We start from the raw sequence: 15,274 nt of genomic DNA on the forward strand, positions 1-15,274 counted from the left end.
CCGCTCCACCGGCAATCATTGCCGTCCATCGACGCCAGCCCCCAGGCGCCTGTCGGAGCTGCCTGCAAGTCCTGCAAGGCCATGGGAAGCGCGGGCCCATGGCACGGCGGATGCTCTGTCATTCCACATCCCACGATGACTGAGGTGCCCCACATGAAGCTCCGCCTCCGACTGCTCCCACCGTGTCTTCTCGGCGTGCTGCTCGCGGCCTGCGGCCCCACCCTGGATGACGTCGAAGCGCCCCTGGCCCAGCAAGCCTTCGCGGGTGACGAGGACGACCCTGACTCCCACTCCCAGGGCACCCAGCTCCACGCCGCCCCCGTGCGCGCCGTGCAGTACGACAACGCCCTCGTGCGACACGACGGCGCCCACCGGGAAGCCCGCCTCCTGTTGAAGGCCGGCGGCATCGTGGCGGTGATGCCCCTCATCGTGAATGGGAGCACGCGCAGCCTCCAGCGCTGCTCGCCCACGGGAAGCCCGCCCACGGGCGAGACTCGGAACTGTGGCTTCATCCTGGATGGACAGGGCGTCTGTACGCCGGGGACCCGCGTCAACCTCGTGGGCGGCAATAGCAACTCCACCCGCGACCGGTGCGAAGGCGCGCCCGTGCTCCGGGTCTGCTCCGGGGAGGCGCCCTGCGAGCACCTGGGCCCGGGCTATCTGGCCTCTGGCAACAGCACCTTCTCGATGAACGCCTGTCCCGCCGTCGAGTTCGTCTGCCCCGACAGCGGCGTCTACACCGCGCTCGCGGGCCCCGCCGCCCCCTTCACCTCCTGGACGATGGAGGTGTCGGCTCGCAAGGGCACCTACCCCACGACCCACAAGATGATGAAGGGCGAGGAGCTGACGGGCGCTCGGCTCTACCAGGGCGCGACGACCTCCGCGCAGCCCTGGCTGGACATCGTGGACGTCGTCAACGCGCGCGAGAACCCCGTCTCGGAGGGCTCCGGCGCATGGGACCCGTCCGGACAAACGTACCTCTACCAGGTGCGTTACACGCCCAGCGGCGGCACGGCCTCCGTGCCCCTGTGCTCCCTGGGCGCGAACTGGGCCGTGCCGGTGAAGGGCCTCTTCAACCTCCAGGGCGCGCGGACGGAGAGCACCTCCAGCTTCACGCTGGGCTGCGACGCGGGCGTCATCGCCAAGTGCTACCGCTGGGGCTACCAGCCGTGGCGTGACGGCGCGCAGCCCGGCCCCATCACCGAGGCGCACTGGTCCTGCACCCGCATGGCGCGCGCCGACTACTGCGGCGTGGGCACGTCCTTCACCCAGGACGGCACGCGCATCCGCCCCTGGGACGCGCTGACGCCGGCCATCATCGCCCCGCCCGAGCCGAACACGAGCCCGGAGGACCTGACCTTCGAGGCGGGCTGGAACACGACGGGCCCCACGTGCCTCAGCCACCTGCGCTGGCAGCACCTGACGGCGTCCTGCGTGCCGCTCAATCCGCCCATCTACGACGCGAACGGCAACATCGTGAATGACTGCCGGGACCCGAACACGCCGTATGGCCCGGGCAAGTGCGCGGAGATTTGCGACACCGCCGAGGAAGCCGCCTTGTTCTACGGCAGCCGCGTCTTCAACAACTCCGCCATCAACACGCTCTGAGGGGGCGTCACTCCCCGGCGAGGTGGTCCCAATCCGCCTCGTCCTGGAACACCTGGACCGCCCACCGCTCGCACACGGCCCGGTGCGAGCGCGCGGCGGCGCCCCCCACCCAGACGGGCACCTTGGCGGGCAGCGCCTGCATCACCTGCGACAGCGCAGCCTCGAAGTCCGCCTCGCCCCGGTTCATCACCGTCGACAGGCCCACGAAGTCCGGCCGCAGCGCCGCCACCGTGCGGCCCAAATCGGTCGCGGGGACCCGCTGCCCCAGCAGCGTCACCCGCACGCCCAGGTGCCGCAGGCGCAGCGCGGCGCCCAGCAGGCCCATCTCGTGCTCCTCGTCCGGAAAGCACGCCAGCACCGCGTGCCGGCGCCGCCCCTGGGGCGCCGCGTGGAGCAGGCTCACCAGCCGCTCCCGCACCACCTGCGACACCAGGTGCTCCTGCGACACCGTCAGCGTGCCCGCCGCCCAGCGCTCGCCGACTTCGCACAGCAGCGGCGTCAGCACCTCGTCGTAGGCCTTGAGCGGGGGCAGCGCCGCCATCACCGTGTCCAGCACGCCCGACACCCCCGGTTGGTCATACGCCTGGGCGGCGGCGAACACCGACTCGCGCCACGCCTCGGAGTTCGCGGCGCGCGGTGCCTCGGGCTGGGCCAGCAGCTCCGGCAGGAGCTTGGCCGCCTCGCTGATGGCCATGCCCTCGTCGGTGAGCTGCTTGAGCTGCTTGAGCACCGCCACGTCCCGGTCCGTGTAGACACGGTAGCCCCCGGGCGTGCGGCGTGGCGTCAGCACGCCATAGCGACGCTCCCAGGCCCGGATGAGCTCCACGCGGACTCCGGCCAGCTCGGCGGCGATGTGGATTCGATAGGTGCGCTCAGCCATGTCCCTGCGGCAAGACTAGGGACGATTCTGGGCGTTGCGCACCTGATTCCAGATGGCCACGAGCTCTTCCGACGACTCCGCGTACTGCGCACCCAGCGAAAAAATGGCCTTCAGGTGCTCGCGAGCGCCCAGCCCACCCACCACGACGGGGAACGGCGAGCAGGCCCGCAGCGCCTCCTCCAACACCGGGGTGAACTCGCCCACGGAACGCGAGCGCACGAAGGACAACGCCACCACGTCCGGCCGCACCTGCGCACAGGCGCCCTGGAGCGCCATCGCCGGGGTGTCCGACCCCAGCAGCGTCACCCGCCAGCCCTTGCGCTTGAGATGGATGCCCAGCAGCAGCAGCCCGCCCTCGTGGTGGTCCCCCTCCGGGCAGGCCAGCAACGCCCGGGGACCGCTGACCACGGTGGGCAGGCCGTCATACACCTGCCGCAGGCGCTGTCGGATGACCGCCGACGCCAGGTGCTCCCGGGCGATGTCAAGCCGGGCGCCCATCTCCCGCAGCAGCGGCAGGAGGAACTGGTCGCAGTACGCCTCCATGTCCATGACGGTCTGCGCGTCATCCAGCACGCGCGTCACCTCGTCCCCGTCCAGGGTCACCACCGCGGCCCAGAACCGCTCCCCCAGACGCTCCGCCTCCGGCAGCTCGCGCGGCGGCGAGGACCGCACCAGGGCGATGGCCTCGCTCACCGACAGGCCTTCCTCCTGGATGAGCCGCGCCACGCGGCGGACGGCCTCCACCTCGTCGCGCGAATAGACGCGGTAGTTGTTGCCCTCGCTGCGCAGTGGTTGAGGGAAGCCGTAGCGCCGCTCCCAGGCGCGCAGCGTGGCCTCGCGGATGCCCGTCATGCGGGCGATGGTGCGGATGCGCAGCGTCACGACGCCATCCCTCGCGCCGCGTCCCAGCGCTCCGCCACGCCCCGCGCACCCGACACCCGGCGCGAGAAGTCCTCCAGCGACGTCACCGCCGCCAGCCGCCGCACCACGCGCTCCAAGCCCTCCTGGAACACGGCCATGTCCCCGGGAGGATGGGGCGTGCCCACCTCCAGCAACACGTCCGGGCGCTCGTGCTCGAAGAAGCCGTAGCGCACGGCGATGGGCAGACACTCCACCTTGGACACCCGCGCCAGCATCTCCACGCCGCGCTCCAACCGCAGGGGCAACACGCCGAAGGGCCGGTGCTCGCCTTCCGGGAAGACGAACACCACGGCGCTCGGCTTGCGCAGCAGGTCCTTCGCGTAGCGCAGCGACGACACGGAGGACACCGCGTCCTGGCGACGGATGCTGAAGGCGCCAATGCGCGTGAGGAAACGGTAGCGGCGCAGGTTCTCCTCGTCCATGAGGCAATAGCCGTCCCAGCCCGCCGTCTGGCAGAGCTGGTTGAGCACGAAGCCGTCCCACCAATTGGAGTGGTTCAGGTACACCAGCCGCCCGGGCCCGCCCGGAGGCAGCGTCCCGCGCACCCACAGGCCCCGAAACGCCGAGCGGAACTTCCAGCCGATGTACCGGTCCCACGCCCAGCCGAGCGGACCCCCTTTCGCCGCGTGAATCACGACGCCCGGGCCTCCCCCAGCAGCGACACCAAGGCGGTGAACAGCGCCAGGCCCAGCGACACCAACACGCTGGTGATGAGGAAGAAGAGCACCTCCTCCAGGGGCACCACGCCCAGGTAGATGCCCAGGTGCTTGCCTTCACCGAAGTTCCAGATGCCGGTGGTGATGGCCAGATGGTCCGCCACCGCCAGGTACAGCCCCAGGATGAAGGCCGGCGGCAGCACCGCTTTCAGCACCGCGCCAGAGCGCTCCTTGTAGTGGCGAACCAGCACGACGAGCTGGAAGGCGATGACGGGCAGCGTCCAGGCCAGCAGGTGGATGAGATAGGCCCACTTCGTCTCCATCATGGCGCCACCTCCCGGGCCGACAGCGCGCCGCTCCGCGCCGCCGGGGCATCCGGTGCCACGGGCCGCGACTCGGCCTCCGGAGCCAGCACGCGCGCCAACCGCGCCCGGGCCCACAGGCCCACCAGCAGCGTCTGGAGCCCGAAGAAGAGGTACTCCTCCAAGGGCAGGTAGCCCAGCCGGATGCCCCAGATGCGCTCCGGGTCGAAGCCCCAGAGGCCCCACTTCACCGCCAGGTTGTCCCAGGGCGACGTCGCCGCGTAGACGACGATGAGCAACAGCCCCATGGGCGCCAGGGTCCGGGCCGTGAAGGTGCGGCGGTAGCGCCACACCAGGAAGAGAATGGGTACCACCACGAACAACCCGAGGAATCTCGCGTACGTCATCCCGGTCCTCCACTCAGTTCAGGCACGACCCGCACCATGCGCCCTCCGGGGCGCAGTGCGTACGTCTGTCCCCGCCACGTCACCGTGCCCTGCTGCCACAACGAGCGCACGAAAGCAGCCAGCAGCAGCGCCTCGCCCAGCAACCAGTCCGTCACCGCGTAGGCCCGCCCCGGGTCCGCCAGGGGCCCGGAGAGCCTGGCCAATCGCAGGGCCAGCAGCACGCGGATGGCCACCAATCCGGCGACGGCCAGCCCCAGCACCGGCGAGCCCAGTCCCGCCGCCAGCACCAGCAGTGGCAACGTGGGCGTGAAGAGCAGCGGCACCGTGGGATAGAGCGCGGGGCGGTGACTGGCCAGCACCTGCATCCACCGCGTGAAGCGCGCCAGGGGCGCCTCCCAGGACACCGCCGAGTCCAACGGCACCACCGCGGGCGCCCCGCTCAACACCACGGACAGGCCCCGCGCGTGCAGCCGCTTCGCCAGCTCCAGGTCCTCGCCAATGTGGTCCGCCAACGGCCGCAGCGCGCACATGGCCACGGGCGACAGCCCCAGCGCCTTGCCACACACGGCCTTCGCGCCCGCGCTCATCGCGTCCAGGGCGCGGAAGCTGTGGTGCGTGTAGCGCAACAGGCCCGCCATCGCCCGGCTCGCACCGTCCCGCTGTCCCACGGGCAGCGGCGCCGCGGTGCTCAGCGCCGCGCCCGCGGCCACCGGCGCCGCCAGTCCTTCCACCAACGTCCCCGTCACCGCCACGTCCGCGTCCACGGACAGCACCACCCGGCCCTCGGTGGGGAGCACGTCCAGCGCGTACAGCAGGTGCCCCACCTTCCGGTTCGGCGTCAGCGGGTCGCTCGGCAGCCAGCGCACGCCGGGCGCGAGCCGGGGCCGGTAGGGCGACACCACCACCTGCTCCAGCGGCCCGTCATAGTCGATGGGCTGCGCCAGGTTCTCCAGCTCACGCGGCGTGGGCGCGTCCACCGGGCGCAGCAGCAGCACCGGCGGCAGCGCGCCGGTGGAGGGCGCCGTCCCCGCGCGAGCCCGCGACAGGCGCACCCACGCCACCGCGCTGAAGCCCGCGGCCACGCCGCACCAGACGAGGGACGCGAGGACGAGCGCGCTCATGCCGCCCGCCCCATGCGCGTGCGGAAGTGCGCCATCCAGCGGATGAAGGGCGAGTGGAAGCGGCGGAAGTCCGCCACCTCGCCCATGGAATCCAACGGGCCGGTGCGCGCCTCCAGCCGGGCGTAGAAGGGCGACGACTCCAGCAGCTTCGGCTGCCCCACCACGATGTTCCCCGCTTGCAGCCGCGACGGCACGCGCAGGCCCCAGCCGGTGATGTTGGTGGGACGCGACTCCAAGGAGGGCCCGCGCTCGCAGCGCACACCCTCCGCGTCCGCCACCATGCGCAGCGGCGCGACGCCTTCGGGCAGGTGGTAGTCCACCACCGTCTCGTCCTCGCGGTGCGTCCGCGTCCAGTGCCAGCCCGACAGCCGGTCGCCCAGCAGCTCCTCGCCATGGTTGGTGTCGTGGTACCCCAGGCCGCGGGCCTCGATGTCCAGGGAAGACACCTCCAGCCGGGCCTGCGCGCGCGGCGCCAACGCCTGCCAGTAGTGCGGCAGCCCGGGCATCAACTGCACCACCTCGCCCACGCCCGTCATCGGCTCCAGCGTCAGGCTGGCGCGCACCGGGCGGCCCCACGGCGCCGTCCCGTCATCCACGTCCATGCGCACCGAGCCATCGTCCGCGTACACCAACGAGGAGCGGCCAATGCGCAGCCGGCCCGGCGCCTCCAGCTCCGCCTGGGCGTACTCGCTGAGCACCCACAGCCGGCGCACGCCTTCGTGGTACAGCGCGAAGTTCACCGCGCTGTGCTCCAACGGCAGGCCCCCCCGCCGCGCCGCCACCGAATAGCGGGGCGAGAAGAGCGAGCCGAGCATGAAGATGCACACGGCGCTGTAAGGCCCCGCGGTGACGTCCGCGTAGAACCAGCGGTAGGTGCCCGCCACCTCGGGCAGCGCGGGCAGACAGGAAAGACTCCTCATGCGCTCCTCCGGAGGTGCTGCGAGGCCAGCTCCGCGGCGAAGCGTCCGGACAACATCACCAGCGGCACGCCGCCTCCTGGATGGGTGCCCCCTCCCGCGAAGAACAGGCCCGGCGTCTTTCCGCGAATGCGAGGCCGGCGGAAGGGACCGAACTTCCCGTGCGGCAGGAAGCCATAGATGGAACCCCCCGGCGCCCCCTGCGCGGCCAGGTCCACCGGCGAGCGCTGGCCAATGACACGCACCCGCCCCCGCAGCGCGGGGTAGTGCTGGAACAAGCGCCCGAGCATCTGCGCCTTCACGCGCTCGACGTCCGTTTCCCAGCCGCGCGCCGCCTGCTCCGCGCCCCGTGCGTCCACGGGCAACGCGGGCGCGTTCACCATGACGAAGAGCCCGGTGCGCCCCGGCGGCGCCATGCTGTCGTCCGTGGCGGAGGGGTTGCAGAAATACACCGTCGGGTCGGAGGCGAGCTGCCCGCTGAACAGCTCGTCGAACTCGCGCCGGTAGTCGCCGCCGAAGAGCACCGTGTGGTGTGGCAGCGCGGGGCGCCCTTCGACCTCCAACAGCAACACGAAGCCAGACAGCGCCAGGGGCTCCTCCGTGCGCGCGAGCCGCTCCAACGGGTCCGCGTTCACCACCACGCTGTCGAAGCGCTCGGTGCCCTCGGCGGGGCCCACTTGATAGCCCTCACGCGTGCGCTCGAAGCGGGCCTGCGTGCCCAGGTGGATGCGCACGCCCAGCCGGCGCGCGGCCTGCCCCAGGGCCTCCACCAACGCCCCGATGCCGCCATGCACGTGGTGCACGCCGTAGGCGCGTTCGATGTGCGGGATGAGCGCGAAGGCCGCGCTCGCCTCGTACGGCGACGCGCCCGTGTACGTGGCGAAGCGGCCCACGTACTGGCGCATCGCGTCCGTCTTGAAGTGCCGGACCGCCAGCTCGTGGAGCGTGCCCATCTTCATCCCGGCCATGACCGCGCCCACGCCACGCTTCGCCACGCGCGCCATGAAGCCGGCCATGCCCTCGAAGGGCGCCTCCAGGTAGGGCTCCCCGGCGGCACGCCAGATGGCCGCGGCCTCCGCGTAGAAGCGCCGCACGCCCTCGCCCTCGCTGGCGTGCAACCCGGCCGCGCTCTGGGCCGTGTGCTCCAGGTCCTTGTGCGCGGTGAACTCGCGCCCGTCCTCGAAGCGGTAGGTGCACTGCGGCTCCAGCTCCGTGAAGCGCGGCAGCAGGTCCTCCGCGCCCAGCGTCTGGAAGGTGCCGCGCACCAAGTCCGGCAGCGTCAGCAGCGTGGGCCCCGTGTCCAGGGTGAGGCCGTCCACCGTGACGGCCTGCGCCTTGCCGCCCAGCGACGCTCCACGCTCGAACAGCGTCACCTCGTGCCCGTCCTTCGCCAGCAGGGCCGCGGCCGTCAGTCCGCCAATGCCGCCGCCCACCACCGCCACGCGGGTGCGCTTCATGACAGGCCCCCCGTCCCGGTGGGCAGCAAGGGCATCCGCACCTCGTCCTGGGACACGGGCAGCACCGCGCGAGGCAGCACCATGGCCGCGGAGGCCAGCGCGAACTTGCGGCGCGTCGTCACGTGGGCGCGAGCGCTGAACACGTCGTAGTCGCGCGCCTCGATGTCACGGAGGATGTCGCCATAGATGGCGCCCATCAGCCGCACCATCCGCTGGCTCCCGAAGCCGGTGAGGTAGTGCACCCCCGCCGCCGCGCGCGCGTAGTACGCCCGCGAGCGCTCCACCTGGAAGCGCATGAAGGAGCGCCAGCGCGCGTCCACCTGCCCGCGCTTCAAGTCCTCCTCCGACAGGCCGAAGGCGGCCAGCTCCTCGGCGGGCAGGTACACCCGGCCGCGCTCCAGGTCCTCGCGCACGTCGCGGAGGATGTTGGTGAGCTGCATGGCCCGGCCCAGGTCCGCCGCGGGCTCCACCGCCGCCGCGTCCGAGCACCCCAGCACCGGCGTCAGCATCAACCCCACCACGCCCGCCACGCGGTAGCAGTAGAGGTCCAGCTCCGCCCAGGTGGTGTAGCGGTGCAGCGTGAGGTCCATCTCCATGCCGGAGATGAGGTCCTGGAAGGGCTGCTCCGGAATCCGGTAGTGCCGCACCGTGTGCTCGAGCGCGGCGAACTCGCCCGCGTCCCAGGGCGTGGCGGCCTCGGCCACCTTCACCCGCTGGGCCGGAGGTCCCAGCTCGCGCGAGGCCAGCTCCGGCATGGACAGGTACAGCTCCGCCACGCGCTGCCGCGCCCGCGCCAGCCGTGCCGGCAACGCCTCGGCCGCGCTCGCCGCGTCGTCGCCATCCACCATGTCGTCCAGGCGCCGGCAGAAGGCATACAGCGCGAAGGCCGCCTTCCGCCGCAGCCCGAAGAGCAGGTACGAGGCGAAGAAGAAGCTCTTGGCGTGGTGACGCGTCACCTGCTTCGCCCGCGCGTAGCCTCGCGCCACCTGCGCCATGTCGACAGGAGCGCTCACGCCGCCACCCCCGGAAGGGACTCGGCGGAAGCGCTCCGGGGTGACAGTGCGACGCCCTGCGCCTGGGCCCACGTCATCAGCCGCTCCGTCACCAGCCGCGCGGAGATGAGCACCGTGGGAAGCCCCGTGCCCGGCTGCGTGGACGCGCCCACGAAGAAGAGATTCTTCACCCGCGCGTCCTGGTTGGACGGACGGAAGGGGCCAATCTGCGTGAAGTTCTGAGACAGACCGAAGGCGCTGCCCTTGGCCAGGTTGAACGTGCCCGCCCAGTCATCCGGCGTGAAGACGCGCTCCACCTCGATGTCCGACTCCAGCGACGGGAAGCCCAGCTCCGCCAGGCGCGCGAACACCTTGGCGCGCACCTTGGGCCCCTCCTCCTTCCAGTCCATGCCCGGATGCTGGTGCGGCACGGGCACCAGGACGTAGAGCGAGTCCTTGCCCTCCGGCGCCAGGGACGCGTCCGTGCGCGTGGGGACGTTGAGATAGAAGCTGGGGTCCTCGGGGACGCGGAAGCGCTCGAAGATGTCGTCGAAGGAGCCCTTGTAGTCGCGGCCGAACACCACGTTGTGGTGGAGCAGCTCCGGGTAGCGCCGCTTCAGGCCCAGGTAGAGCATGTAGCCGCTGGACGTGTAGCGCAGCTTCTCCTTGCGCTTGAGCGTCGTCGCCTGCGGGTCGAGCAACTTCTCGTACGCGTAGGGCAGGTCCGCGTTGCACAGCACCGCGTCCGCCTCCACCACCTCGCCGCCCTCCAGGCGCACGCCCTGGGTGCGGCCCCCATTCGTGAGGATGCGCTCCACGGGCGCGCCGTAGCGGATGCGCACGCCCTCCTCGCGCGCCAGCTTCTCCAGCGCCAGGGGAATGGCGTACAGGCCGCCCTTGGGGAACCAGATGCCCACGCCCAGCTCGGTGAAGGGCAGCAGGCCGTAGACCGCGGGCGACGCGTAGGGCGACACGCCCAGGTACATCGTCTGGAACGTCATCGCCGCGCGCAGGCGGTCGTCCTGGAAGTAGCGGCTGACGTCCCCGTACATGCGGCGGTGGGCGCGCACCTGGAAGATGCGCGCGAGCACGCGGGGCGAGAGGTAGTCCCGCAGGCCCGCGTAGTTGCGGCCCACCAGGTGGTCCAGGCTGGTGCGGTACTGGACGCGGCCCTGGGCCAGGAAGGCGAGGTAGCGCGCGTAGCTGCCCGGCTCCACCCGCTCCAGCTCGCGGCCCATGGCGCACAGCTCGGAGGTGAAGGTGACGTCCGAGCCGTCCCGGAAGTGGACCCGGTAGTTCGGGTCGCACTTGAGCAGCGTCAGGTAGTCCTCGATGCGTCGCCCCACGGCGCGAAAGGTCTCCTCGAAGACCTCGGGCATCAGCACGATGGTGGGACCCAGGTCCCACGTGAAGCCCTCCACCTGCAACCGGTTGCAACGCCCGCCCGGCCCGTCCGTCTTCTCGAAGAGCTGGACGTCGAAGCCCTGGTGCGCCAGCCGGGCGGCCGCGGCCAGACCGCCCACGCCCGCGCCCACCACCACGACGCGCCTGCCCTGTGTCGATGCACTCATGACGTCCTCAGGCGGCGCGGTGGGCCAGCCGGGCGATGAGGGCGTCCAGCAAATCCCTCACGCCATTGGGGTTGGGCAGCGCCAGCAACGAACGGCGCGCGGCGCGGGAAGCCCGCTCCACCATGCGCTCACACGCGGCCCGGCCTCCGCAGGACTCCACCAGCGAGCGAGCCCGGGCCAGCGCGGCCGCGTCCTTCTGCTCCACCGGCAGCGCCCACAGCGCCTCGAGCTCCTCGCGCTCAGCCGCTCCGGCGCGAGCGAAGGCGGCCAGCACTGGAAAGGTCCGCTTGCCTTGCAGGAAGTCGCCGTCAGCGGCCTTGCCCGCCACGGCGGAATCACCAAAAAGGCCCAGCAAATCGTCTCGAAGCTGGTAGGCAAGACCGACGTGACGGCCCACGCGCTCCAACCCCTCCACCAGGCCGGTGGTGGCCCCGCCCAGCATGGCTCCGCAGACCAGCGGGGCACAGAAGCCGTAGCGCGCCGTCTTCAGGTGCGCCACGCGCAGCGTCTGGAAGAGCGTCACCTCCGCCAGCGGCGCGCGCCCCAGGTCCAGGTCCAGGTACTGCCCCGCCGCGGTGTGACGGCAGACGGCCAGGCTGTACTGCACCACGCCCGCCACGCCCGACAGGCCCGAGCCCAGCATCGCCTCCAGGGCACGCGCGAAGAGGTGGTCACCCACCACCACGGCCAGGTCCTCGCCCGCGCGGCCCGGCGCCAGCATCCGATGCAGGGACGCCCCGCCCCGGCGCAGCTCCGCCTGATCCGCCACGTCGTCGTGGATGAGGAGGAAGGTGTGCAGCAGCTCCAGGCCGGCCGCGAAGCGCCACAGCCCCGCGGGCACCGCCGTGCTCCCGCGCGCCAGGCAGTATCCCGCCATCACCAGCGCCGGACGCACCCGCTTGGCGGGCCGCAAGGCATAGGCCCGGGCCTGCGCCAACGCCTGCGTCCAACGTCCGTCCAGGTGGGCCTCGTCGTGGAGCTCGAACAGCTCCGCCAGCGAGGTCTCCACCTCCGCCTGGACCAACTGCAGCCAGGCTTGCTCCAGAGGAAGCAGGCTCGGCGATGGCTGCGCATCAGGAAGCGTGAGTGCCATGCTTCTTTCCTCCGAAGGTCCTGTTCCTTTGATTCCTAGAGGTAGCGTTTGCGTCCAGAGTTTGTCAAGGGTATGTCTAAGGTTCGCGATAACCTTGTACACAGGAGTCCCTTCATGAAGGCGTGGATCGCAGGCGCGCTGTCCGTGTCCCTGGCCGCGGGGAGCGCGCTGGGTGCGGCACCGGCCTCGGCGCCGGTGGACGCGACGTTGAAGACCTCCGGAGGCAAGGAGGTCCAGCTCTCCAAATGGCGCGGAAAGCCCGTCATTCTGTTCTACGAGGACAAGGACTCGACCAAGCTCAACGCCCCGTTGAAGAAGGAGTTGTTCGCTCGGGGACAGGAGCGCGGGATTCTGGACGCCGCCTGGGTGCTGGCCGTCGCAAACCTTCAGAATTTCGACTTTTTTCCAGCCCGGCAGATTGCCCTGTCCTTCGTCCGTGACGAGGAGAAGAAGGTCGGCGTCCCCATCCTGGTGGACATGGATGGCACGCTGGGAAAGGCACCCTGGAAGCTGCCGGTGAAGACGTCGAACATCGTCCTGTTGGACGCGGAGGGCGCGCTCGTCTACCGGCACTCGGGCCGGATGAAGGATGACGAGCAGACGGCCTTCTTCATCGTCCTGAGCCGACTGGTGGGTGTGGACCTGAACACGCCCGCCTCCTCGGAGCCCACCCCGTGAAGGTCGCCGTCACCGGCGCGAGCGGCTTCCTGGGTACAGGGCTTGTCCAACGTTTGTTGGACCAGGGACATCAGGTGCATGTCCTGGCCCGAAACGTTGAACGGGCCCTGTCCGGCCTGCCCGCCGGGGTGACGGGGGCGCGCTACGACACGAACGAGCCCCTCCCGCCCGAGTCCCTGGCGGGCGCGGACACCGTCATCCACCTGGCGGGCGAGCCGGTGGCCCAGCGCTGGACGCACGAGGGCAAGCACCGCATCCACGACAGCCGGGTGCGCGGCACGCGCGCGGTGGTGGCGGCGATGCGGGAGGCGGGCACGGTGAAGCGGTTCGTGTCCGCGTCGGCCATTGGCTTCTACGGCGGCACGCGCGGCGCGGAGCCCCTGACGGAGGACAGCACCCCGGGGGACGACTTCCTGGCCCGCGTGTGCGTGGACTGGGAGGCGGAGGCGATGCAGGCGCGCGACGCGAACATCTCCACCGCGGTGGTGCGCATGGGCGTGGTGCTGCACCCGGACGGCGGCGCGCTGCACAAGATGCTGCCCCCCTTCCGCATGGGCGCGGGAGGCCCGGTGGGCAGCGGCGAGCAGTACGTGAGCTGGGTGCACCGCGACGACGCGCAGGACCTGCTGCTCTTCACGGCGGTCCACACGGAGGTGGAGGGCCTGGTGAACGCCACCGCGCCCACGCCCGTGCCCAACACCTTCTTCGCGCACACGCTGGGCCATGTGTTGGGACGGCCCTCCGTGGTGCGGGTGCCGGGCTTCATGCTCAAGGCCACCCTGGGCGAGATGGCGAAGGTGGTCCTGGAAGGGCAGCGCGTGCTTCCCGCGCGGGCCCAGAAGGCCGGCTTCGTGTTCCGCCACCCCGAGTTGGAGGGAGCGCTGCGCGACCTGCTGACTTAGGTTGCCCGGATGGACGCGAAGACACTGGAGGCACGGGCGCAGGCCGAGGGCACGCCCGTCATCGACTCGGACACCGCCACCTTCGTCTGGCGCGGCCGCGGCCCCATCTGCCTCCAAGGGGACTTCCAGGACTGGCGCGGCAAGCCGCTGCCCTTCAAACGCGTGGCACCCGGCCTGTGGGCCCGCACGCTGAAGCTGCCCTCCGACGCCTACGTCGAATACGCGCTGGAGGATGCGCGGGGCCGGCGCGTGGAGGACCCGCTCAACCGGAACCCCTCCGACAACGGCTTCGGCGGCATCAACCATTCGTTCCGCATGCCCCAGGCCCGCTCGTCCCTGCCGGCCCGGCACCCTCGCGGCGCGCCGCGGGGCCGCGTCACCCGGCACGTGGTGGACACCGGGGATTTGGACCTGCCGGGACAGCGCCAAGTGTACCTGTACGCGCCGCCCACGGACGCGCCGGTGCCGCTGCTGGTGGTGTACGACGGCGAGGACTACCTGCGCCGCGTGCGGCTCCCGGAGCTGGTGGACACGCTGGTGGCCGAAGGCCGCATGCGCCCGGTGGCCCTGGCCCTGGTGTGCAACGGCGGCGAGACGCGCAGCATGGAGTACGCCTGCAGCGAGTACACCGTGGGGCTGCTGCGGTGGAAGGTGCTCCCGCTGGCGCACCAGAAGCTGTCACTCCTGGACGAGCGGCGCGGCCCCGGTGCGCACGCGGTGCTCGGCGCGTCCCTGGGCGGGCTGATGGCGCTCTACACCGGCCTGCGCCTGCCGGACGTCTTCGGACACGTGCTGTCCCAGTCCGGGGCCTTCAGCGTGGAAGGCCATGACTTCGTCGTCTTCGACCTGGCGCGGCAGGCCCCCCGCCGCCCGTTGGACATCTCGCTGGACTGCGGCCGCTTCGAAGGGCTGCTGGAAGGCAACCGGCGGCTCGCTCCCCTGCTGACGGAGGCCGGGCACCAGGTGGCGTTGCGGGAGTACAGCGGCGGTCATAACTACCCCGCCTGGCGCGAGGAACTGGTACACGGCCTGGAGCGGCACTTCCCTCCCCTGTCCGCCAAACGCCGGAACTCATTGAGTTTTCAGGGCCGGAAGCAACTGGAACCGGGGGGCCGCCGATAACCTACATGGGTCATCCCGCTGCGCTGTTCGCGGCCGGTCCCCCTGGAGCCCCCATGTCTCGCATTGATGGTGGTAACCGTCCGTCTTCGCCCAAGGGTCTGGTGACTGAGCGCACCAGCACGCCGGACCGGCAGGACGCCGGTACCACCGCCAAGGCGACGAAGGGCGCTCCGGTCCACCGCGCCGTGCAGCCGTTCCAGGGCCGCAGCGACTTCGAGCCCGCCCGCCCCAACGCGCACCGCGCTGTGACGACCCCGCCGCCCACGCCGCCGCTGGACGCCTCCGCCGTCGCGGGGGCGGACGCGGAGCTGGAGCTGCTCTCCGAGTTCCCCGACGCCGACGCCCAGGGCGGACTGGCCTCCGCCATGCTCCACGCGCACGCGAACGAGCCCGCCTCGCAGGCCCGCATCGTGGAGCGCCTGAAGCAGGACGGCCGCCTGGAGTCCCTCTTCGGTGAGGTGTTCCGCGAGGGCAACCCCTACGTCGAGCAGCCGCACCGCAACGCCGTGGTGCGCGCGCTCGACACGGCGATGGCGCGCGGTACCGTGACGGCCGAGGACCTGCGCTCCTTCGCTCGGGGCGCCTACGCCCACGAATGGCAACAGATTGGCTCGGAGCTGTCCTCGCCGGTTCCCGCATGAAGAAAG

Annotated in this window: 16 protein-coding genes; 5 read left to right on the forward strand and 11 right to left on the reverse strand. The window is 71.3% G+C overall.

Annotated features, from left to right (window positions below; all coding sequences use genetic code 11):
* Nucleotides 1–153: 153 nt before the first annotated feature.
* Nucleotides 154–1,608: an ADYC domain-containing protein gene (locus A176_RS29430; RefSeq protein ID WP_002635658.1), complete on the forward strand. Its 1,455-nt coding sequence runs from the start codon at nucleotides 154–156 to the stop codon at nucleotides 1,606–1,608.
* A gap of 7 nt (nucleotides 1,609–1,615) precedes the next feature.
* Here the strand turns inward: A176_RS29430 and A176_RS29435 are convergent, their stop codons facing one another.
* From A176_RS29435 to A176_RS29485, 11 genes are read right to left on the reverse strand one after another with little or no spacing between them, the layout of a single operon-like run.
* On the reverse strand, nucleotides 1,616–2,488 hold the full coding sequence (locus tag A176_RS29435) for a MerR family transcriptional regulator (RefSeq protein WP_002635657.1): 873 nt from the start codon (nucleotides 2,486–2,488) through the stop codon (nucleotides 1,616–1,618).
* A 15-nt stretch (nucleotides 2,489–2,503) separates the two neighbouring features.
* Nucleotides 2,504–3,370, reverse strand: a complete 867-nt coding sequence (locus A176_RS29440; protein ID WP_002635656.1) for a MerR family transcriptional regulator — start codon at nucleotides 3,368–3,370, stop codon at nucleotides 2,504–2,506.
* Nucleotides 3,367–4,044 carry a lysophospholipid acyltransferase family protein gene (locus A176_RS29445; protein WP_002635655.1) on the reverse strand — a complete coding sequence of 226 codons (678 nt, stop codon included), beginning with the start codon at nucleotides 4,042–4,044 and terminating at the stop codon, nucleotides 3,367–3,369. The genes A176_RS29440 and A176_RS29445 overlap by 4 nt, the downstream gene beginning before the upstream one ends.
* Nucleotides 4,041–4,391 (reverse strand): lycopene cyclase domain-containing protein, encoded by a 351-nt coding sequence (locus A176_RS29450; protein WP_002635654.1) that lies wholly within the window; start codon nucleotides 4,389–4,391, stop codon nucleotides 4,041–4,043. The genes A176_RS29445 and A176_RS29450 overlap by 4 nt, the downstream gene beginning before the upstream one ends.
* On the reverse strand, nucleotides 4,388–4,774 hold the full coding sequence (locus A176_RS29455) for a lycopene cyclase domain-containing protein (RefSeq protein ID WP_002635653.1): 387 nt from the start codon (nucleotides 4,772–4,774) through the stop codon (nucleotides 4,388–4,390). Before A176_RS29455 ends, A176_RS29450 begins: the two co-directional genes overlap by 4 nt.
* Entirely contained in the window at nucleotides 4,771–5,895 is a 1,125-nt protein-coding gene (locus A176_RS29460; RefSeq protein ID WP_002635652.1) for a glycosyltransferase, read from the reverse strand. Before A176_RS29460 ends, A176_RS29455 begins: the two co-directional genes overlap by 4 nt.
* Nucleotides 5,892–6,815 carry a carotenoid 1,2-hydratase gene (locus A176_RS29465; protein WP_002635651.1) on the reverse strand — a complete coding sequence of 308 codons (924 nt, stop codon included), beginning with the start codon at nucleotides 6,813–6,815 and terminating at the stop codon, nucleotides 5,892–5,894. Before A176_RS29465 ends, A176_RS29460 begins: the two co-directional genes overlap by 4 nt.
* Nucleotides 6,812–8,269, reverse strand: a complete 1,458-nt coding sequence (locus A176_RS29470; protein ID WP_002635650.1) for a phytoene desaturase family protein — start codon at nucleotides 8,267–8,269, stop codon at nucleotides 6,812–6,814. The genes A176_RS29465 and A176_RS29470 overlap by 4 nt, the downstream gene beginning before the upstream one ends.
* Complete coding sequence (locus tag A176_RS29475) at nucleotides 8,266–9,282, reverse strand: phytoene/squalene synthase family protein (RefSeq protein ID WP_021780987.1); 1,017 nt, start codon at nucleotides 9,280–9,282, stop codon at nucleotides 8,266–8,268. Before A176_RS29475 ends, A176_RS29470 begins: the two co-directional genes overlap by 4 nt.
* Complete coding sequence (locus A176_RS29480; RefSeq protein ID WP_044889279.1) at nucleotides 9,279–10,832, reverse strand: phytoene desaturase family protein; 1,554 nt, start codon at nucleotides 10,830–10,832, stop codon at nucleotides 9,279–9,281. Before A176_RS29480 ends, A176_RS29475 begins: the two co-directional genes overlap by 4 nt.
* A 7-nt stretch (nucleotides 10,833–10,839) precedes the next feature.
* On the reverse strand, nucleotides 10,840–11,925 hold the full coding sequence (locus A176_RS29485) for a polyprenyl synthetase family protein (RefSeq protein WP_002635647.1): 1,086 nt from the start codon (nucleotides 11,923–11,925) through the stop codon (nucleotides 10,840–10,842).
* A gap of 114 nt (nucleotides 11,926–12,039) precedes the next feature.
* On the opposite strand from A176_RS29485, the gene A176_RS29490 reads away from it, so the two are divergent.
* From A176_RS29490 to A176_RS29505, 4 genes are read left to right on the forward strand one after another with little or no spacing between them, the layout of a single operon-like run.
* Nucleotides 12,040–12,603 carry a peroxiredoxin family protein gene (locus A176_RS29490; RefSeq protein ID WP_002635646.1) on the forward strand — a complete coding sequence of 188 codons (564 nt, stop codon included), beginning with the start codon at nucleotides 12,040–12,042 and terminating at the stop codon, nucleotides 12,601–12,603.
* The gene (locus tag A176_RS29495; RefSeq protein WP_002635645.1) at nucleotides 12,600–13,505 is read left to right on the forward strand and encodes a TIGR01777 family oxidoreductase; all 906 of its coding nucleotides are present in this window, start codon (nucleotides 12,600–12,602) and stop codon (nucleotides 13,503–13,505) included. Before A176_RS29490 ends, A176_RS29495 begins: the two co-directional genes overlap by 4 nt.
* A 9-nt stretch (nucleotides 13,506–13,514) precedes the next feature.
* Nucleotides 13,515–14,627, forward strand: coding sequence for an alpha/beta hydrolase-fold protein (locus A176_RS29500; RefSeq protein WP_002635644.1), 1,113 nt, complete (start codon nucleotides 13,515–13,517; stop codon nucleotides 14,625–14,627).
* Nucleotides 14,628–14,680: 53 nt separating this feature from the next.
* Nucleotides 14,681–15,268, forward strand: a complete 588-nt coding sequence (locus A176_RS29505; RefSeq protein ID WP_002635643.1) for a hypothetical protein — start codon at nucleotides 14,681–14,683, stop codon at nucleotides 15,266–15,268.
* Nucleotides 15,269–15,274 lie beyond the last annotated feature (6 nt).

It is taken from the genome of Myxococcus hansupus (genome assembly GCF_000280925.3).
Taxonomy (GTDB): Bacteria; Myxococcota; Myxococcia; order Myxococcales; family Myxococcaceae; genus Myxococcus; species Myxococcus hansupus.

What these genes read in the sequence shown, in the direction of transcription:
- A176_RS29430 (WP_002635658.1), top strand. Translation starts at nt 154, where the DNA reads ATGAAGCTCCGCCTCCGACTGCTCCCACCGTGTCTTCTCGGCGTGCTG.
- A176_RS29435 (WP_002635657.1), bottom strand. Translation starts at nt 2,488, where the DNA reads ATGGCTGAGCGCACCTATCGAATCCACATCGCCGCCGAGCTGGCCGGA.
- A176_RS29450 (WP_002635654.1), bottom strand. Translation starts at nt 4,391, where the DNA reads ATGATGGAGACGAAGTGGGCCTATCTCATCCACCTGCTGGCCTGGACG.
- A176_RS29455 (WP_002635653.1), bottom strand. Translation starts at nt 4,774, where the DNA reads ATGACGTACGCGAGATTCCTCGGGTTGTTCGTGGTGGTACCCATTCTC.
- A176_RS29460 (WP_002635652.1), bottom strand. Translation starts at nt 5,895, where the DNA reads ATGAGCGCGCTCGTCCTCGCGTCCCTCGTCTGGTGCGGCGTGGCCGCG.
- A176_RS29465 (WP_002635651.1), bottom strand. Translation starts at nt 6,815, where the DNA reads ATGAGGAGTCTTTCCTGTCTGCCCGCGCTGCCCGAGGTGGCGGGCACC.
- A176_RS29470 (WP_002635650.1), bottom strand. Translation starts at nt 8,269, where the DNA reads ATGAAGCGCACCCGCGTGGCGGTGGTGGGCGGCGGCATTGGCGGACTG.
- A176_RS29480 (WP_044889279.1), bottom strand. Translation starts at nt 10,832, where the DNA reads ATGAGTGCATCGACACAGGGCAGGCGCGTCGTGGTGGTGGGCGCGGGC.
- A176_RS29485 (WP_002635647.1), bottom strand. Translation starts at nt 11,925, where the DNA reads ATGGCACTCACGCTTCCTGATGCGCAGCCATCGCCGAGCCTGCTTCCT.
- A176_RS29490 (WP_002635646.1), top strand. Translation starts at nt 12,040, where the DNA reads ATGAAGGCGTGGATCGCAGGCGCGCTGTCCGTGTCCCTGGCCGCGGGG.
- A176_RS29500 (WP_002635644.1), top strand. Translation starts at nt 13,515, where the DNA reads ATGGACGCGAAGACACTGGAGGCACGGGCGCAGGCCGAGGGCACGCCC.
- A176_RS29505 (WP_002635643.1), top strand. Translation starts at nt 14,681, where the DNA reads ATGTCTCGCATTGATGGTGGTAACCGTCCGTCTTCGCCCAAGGGTCTG.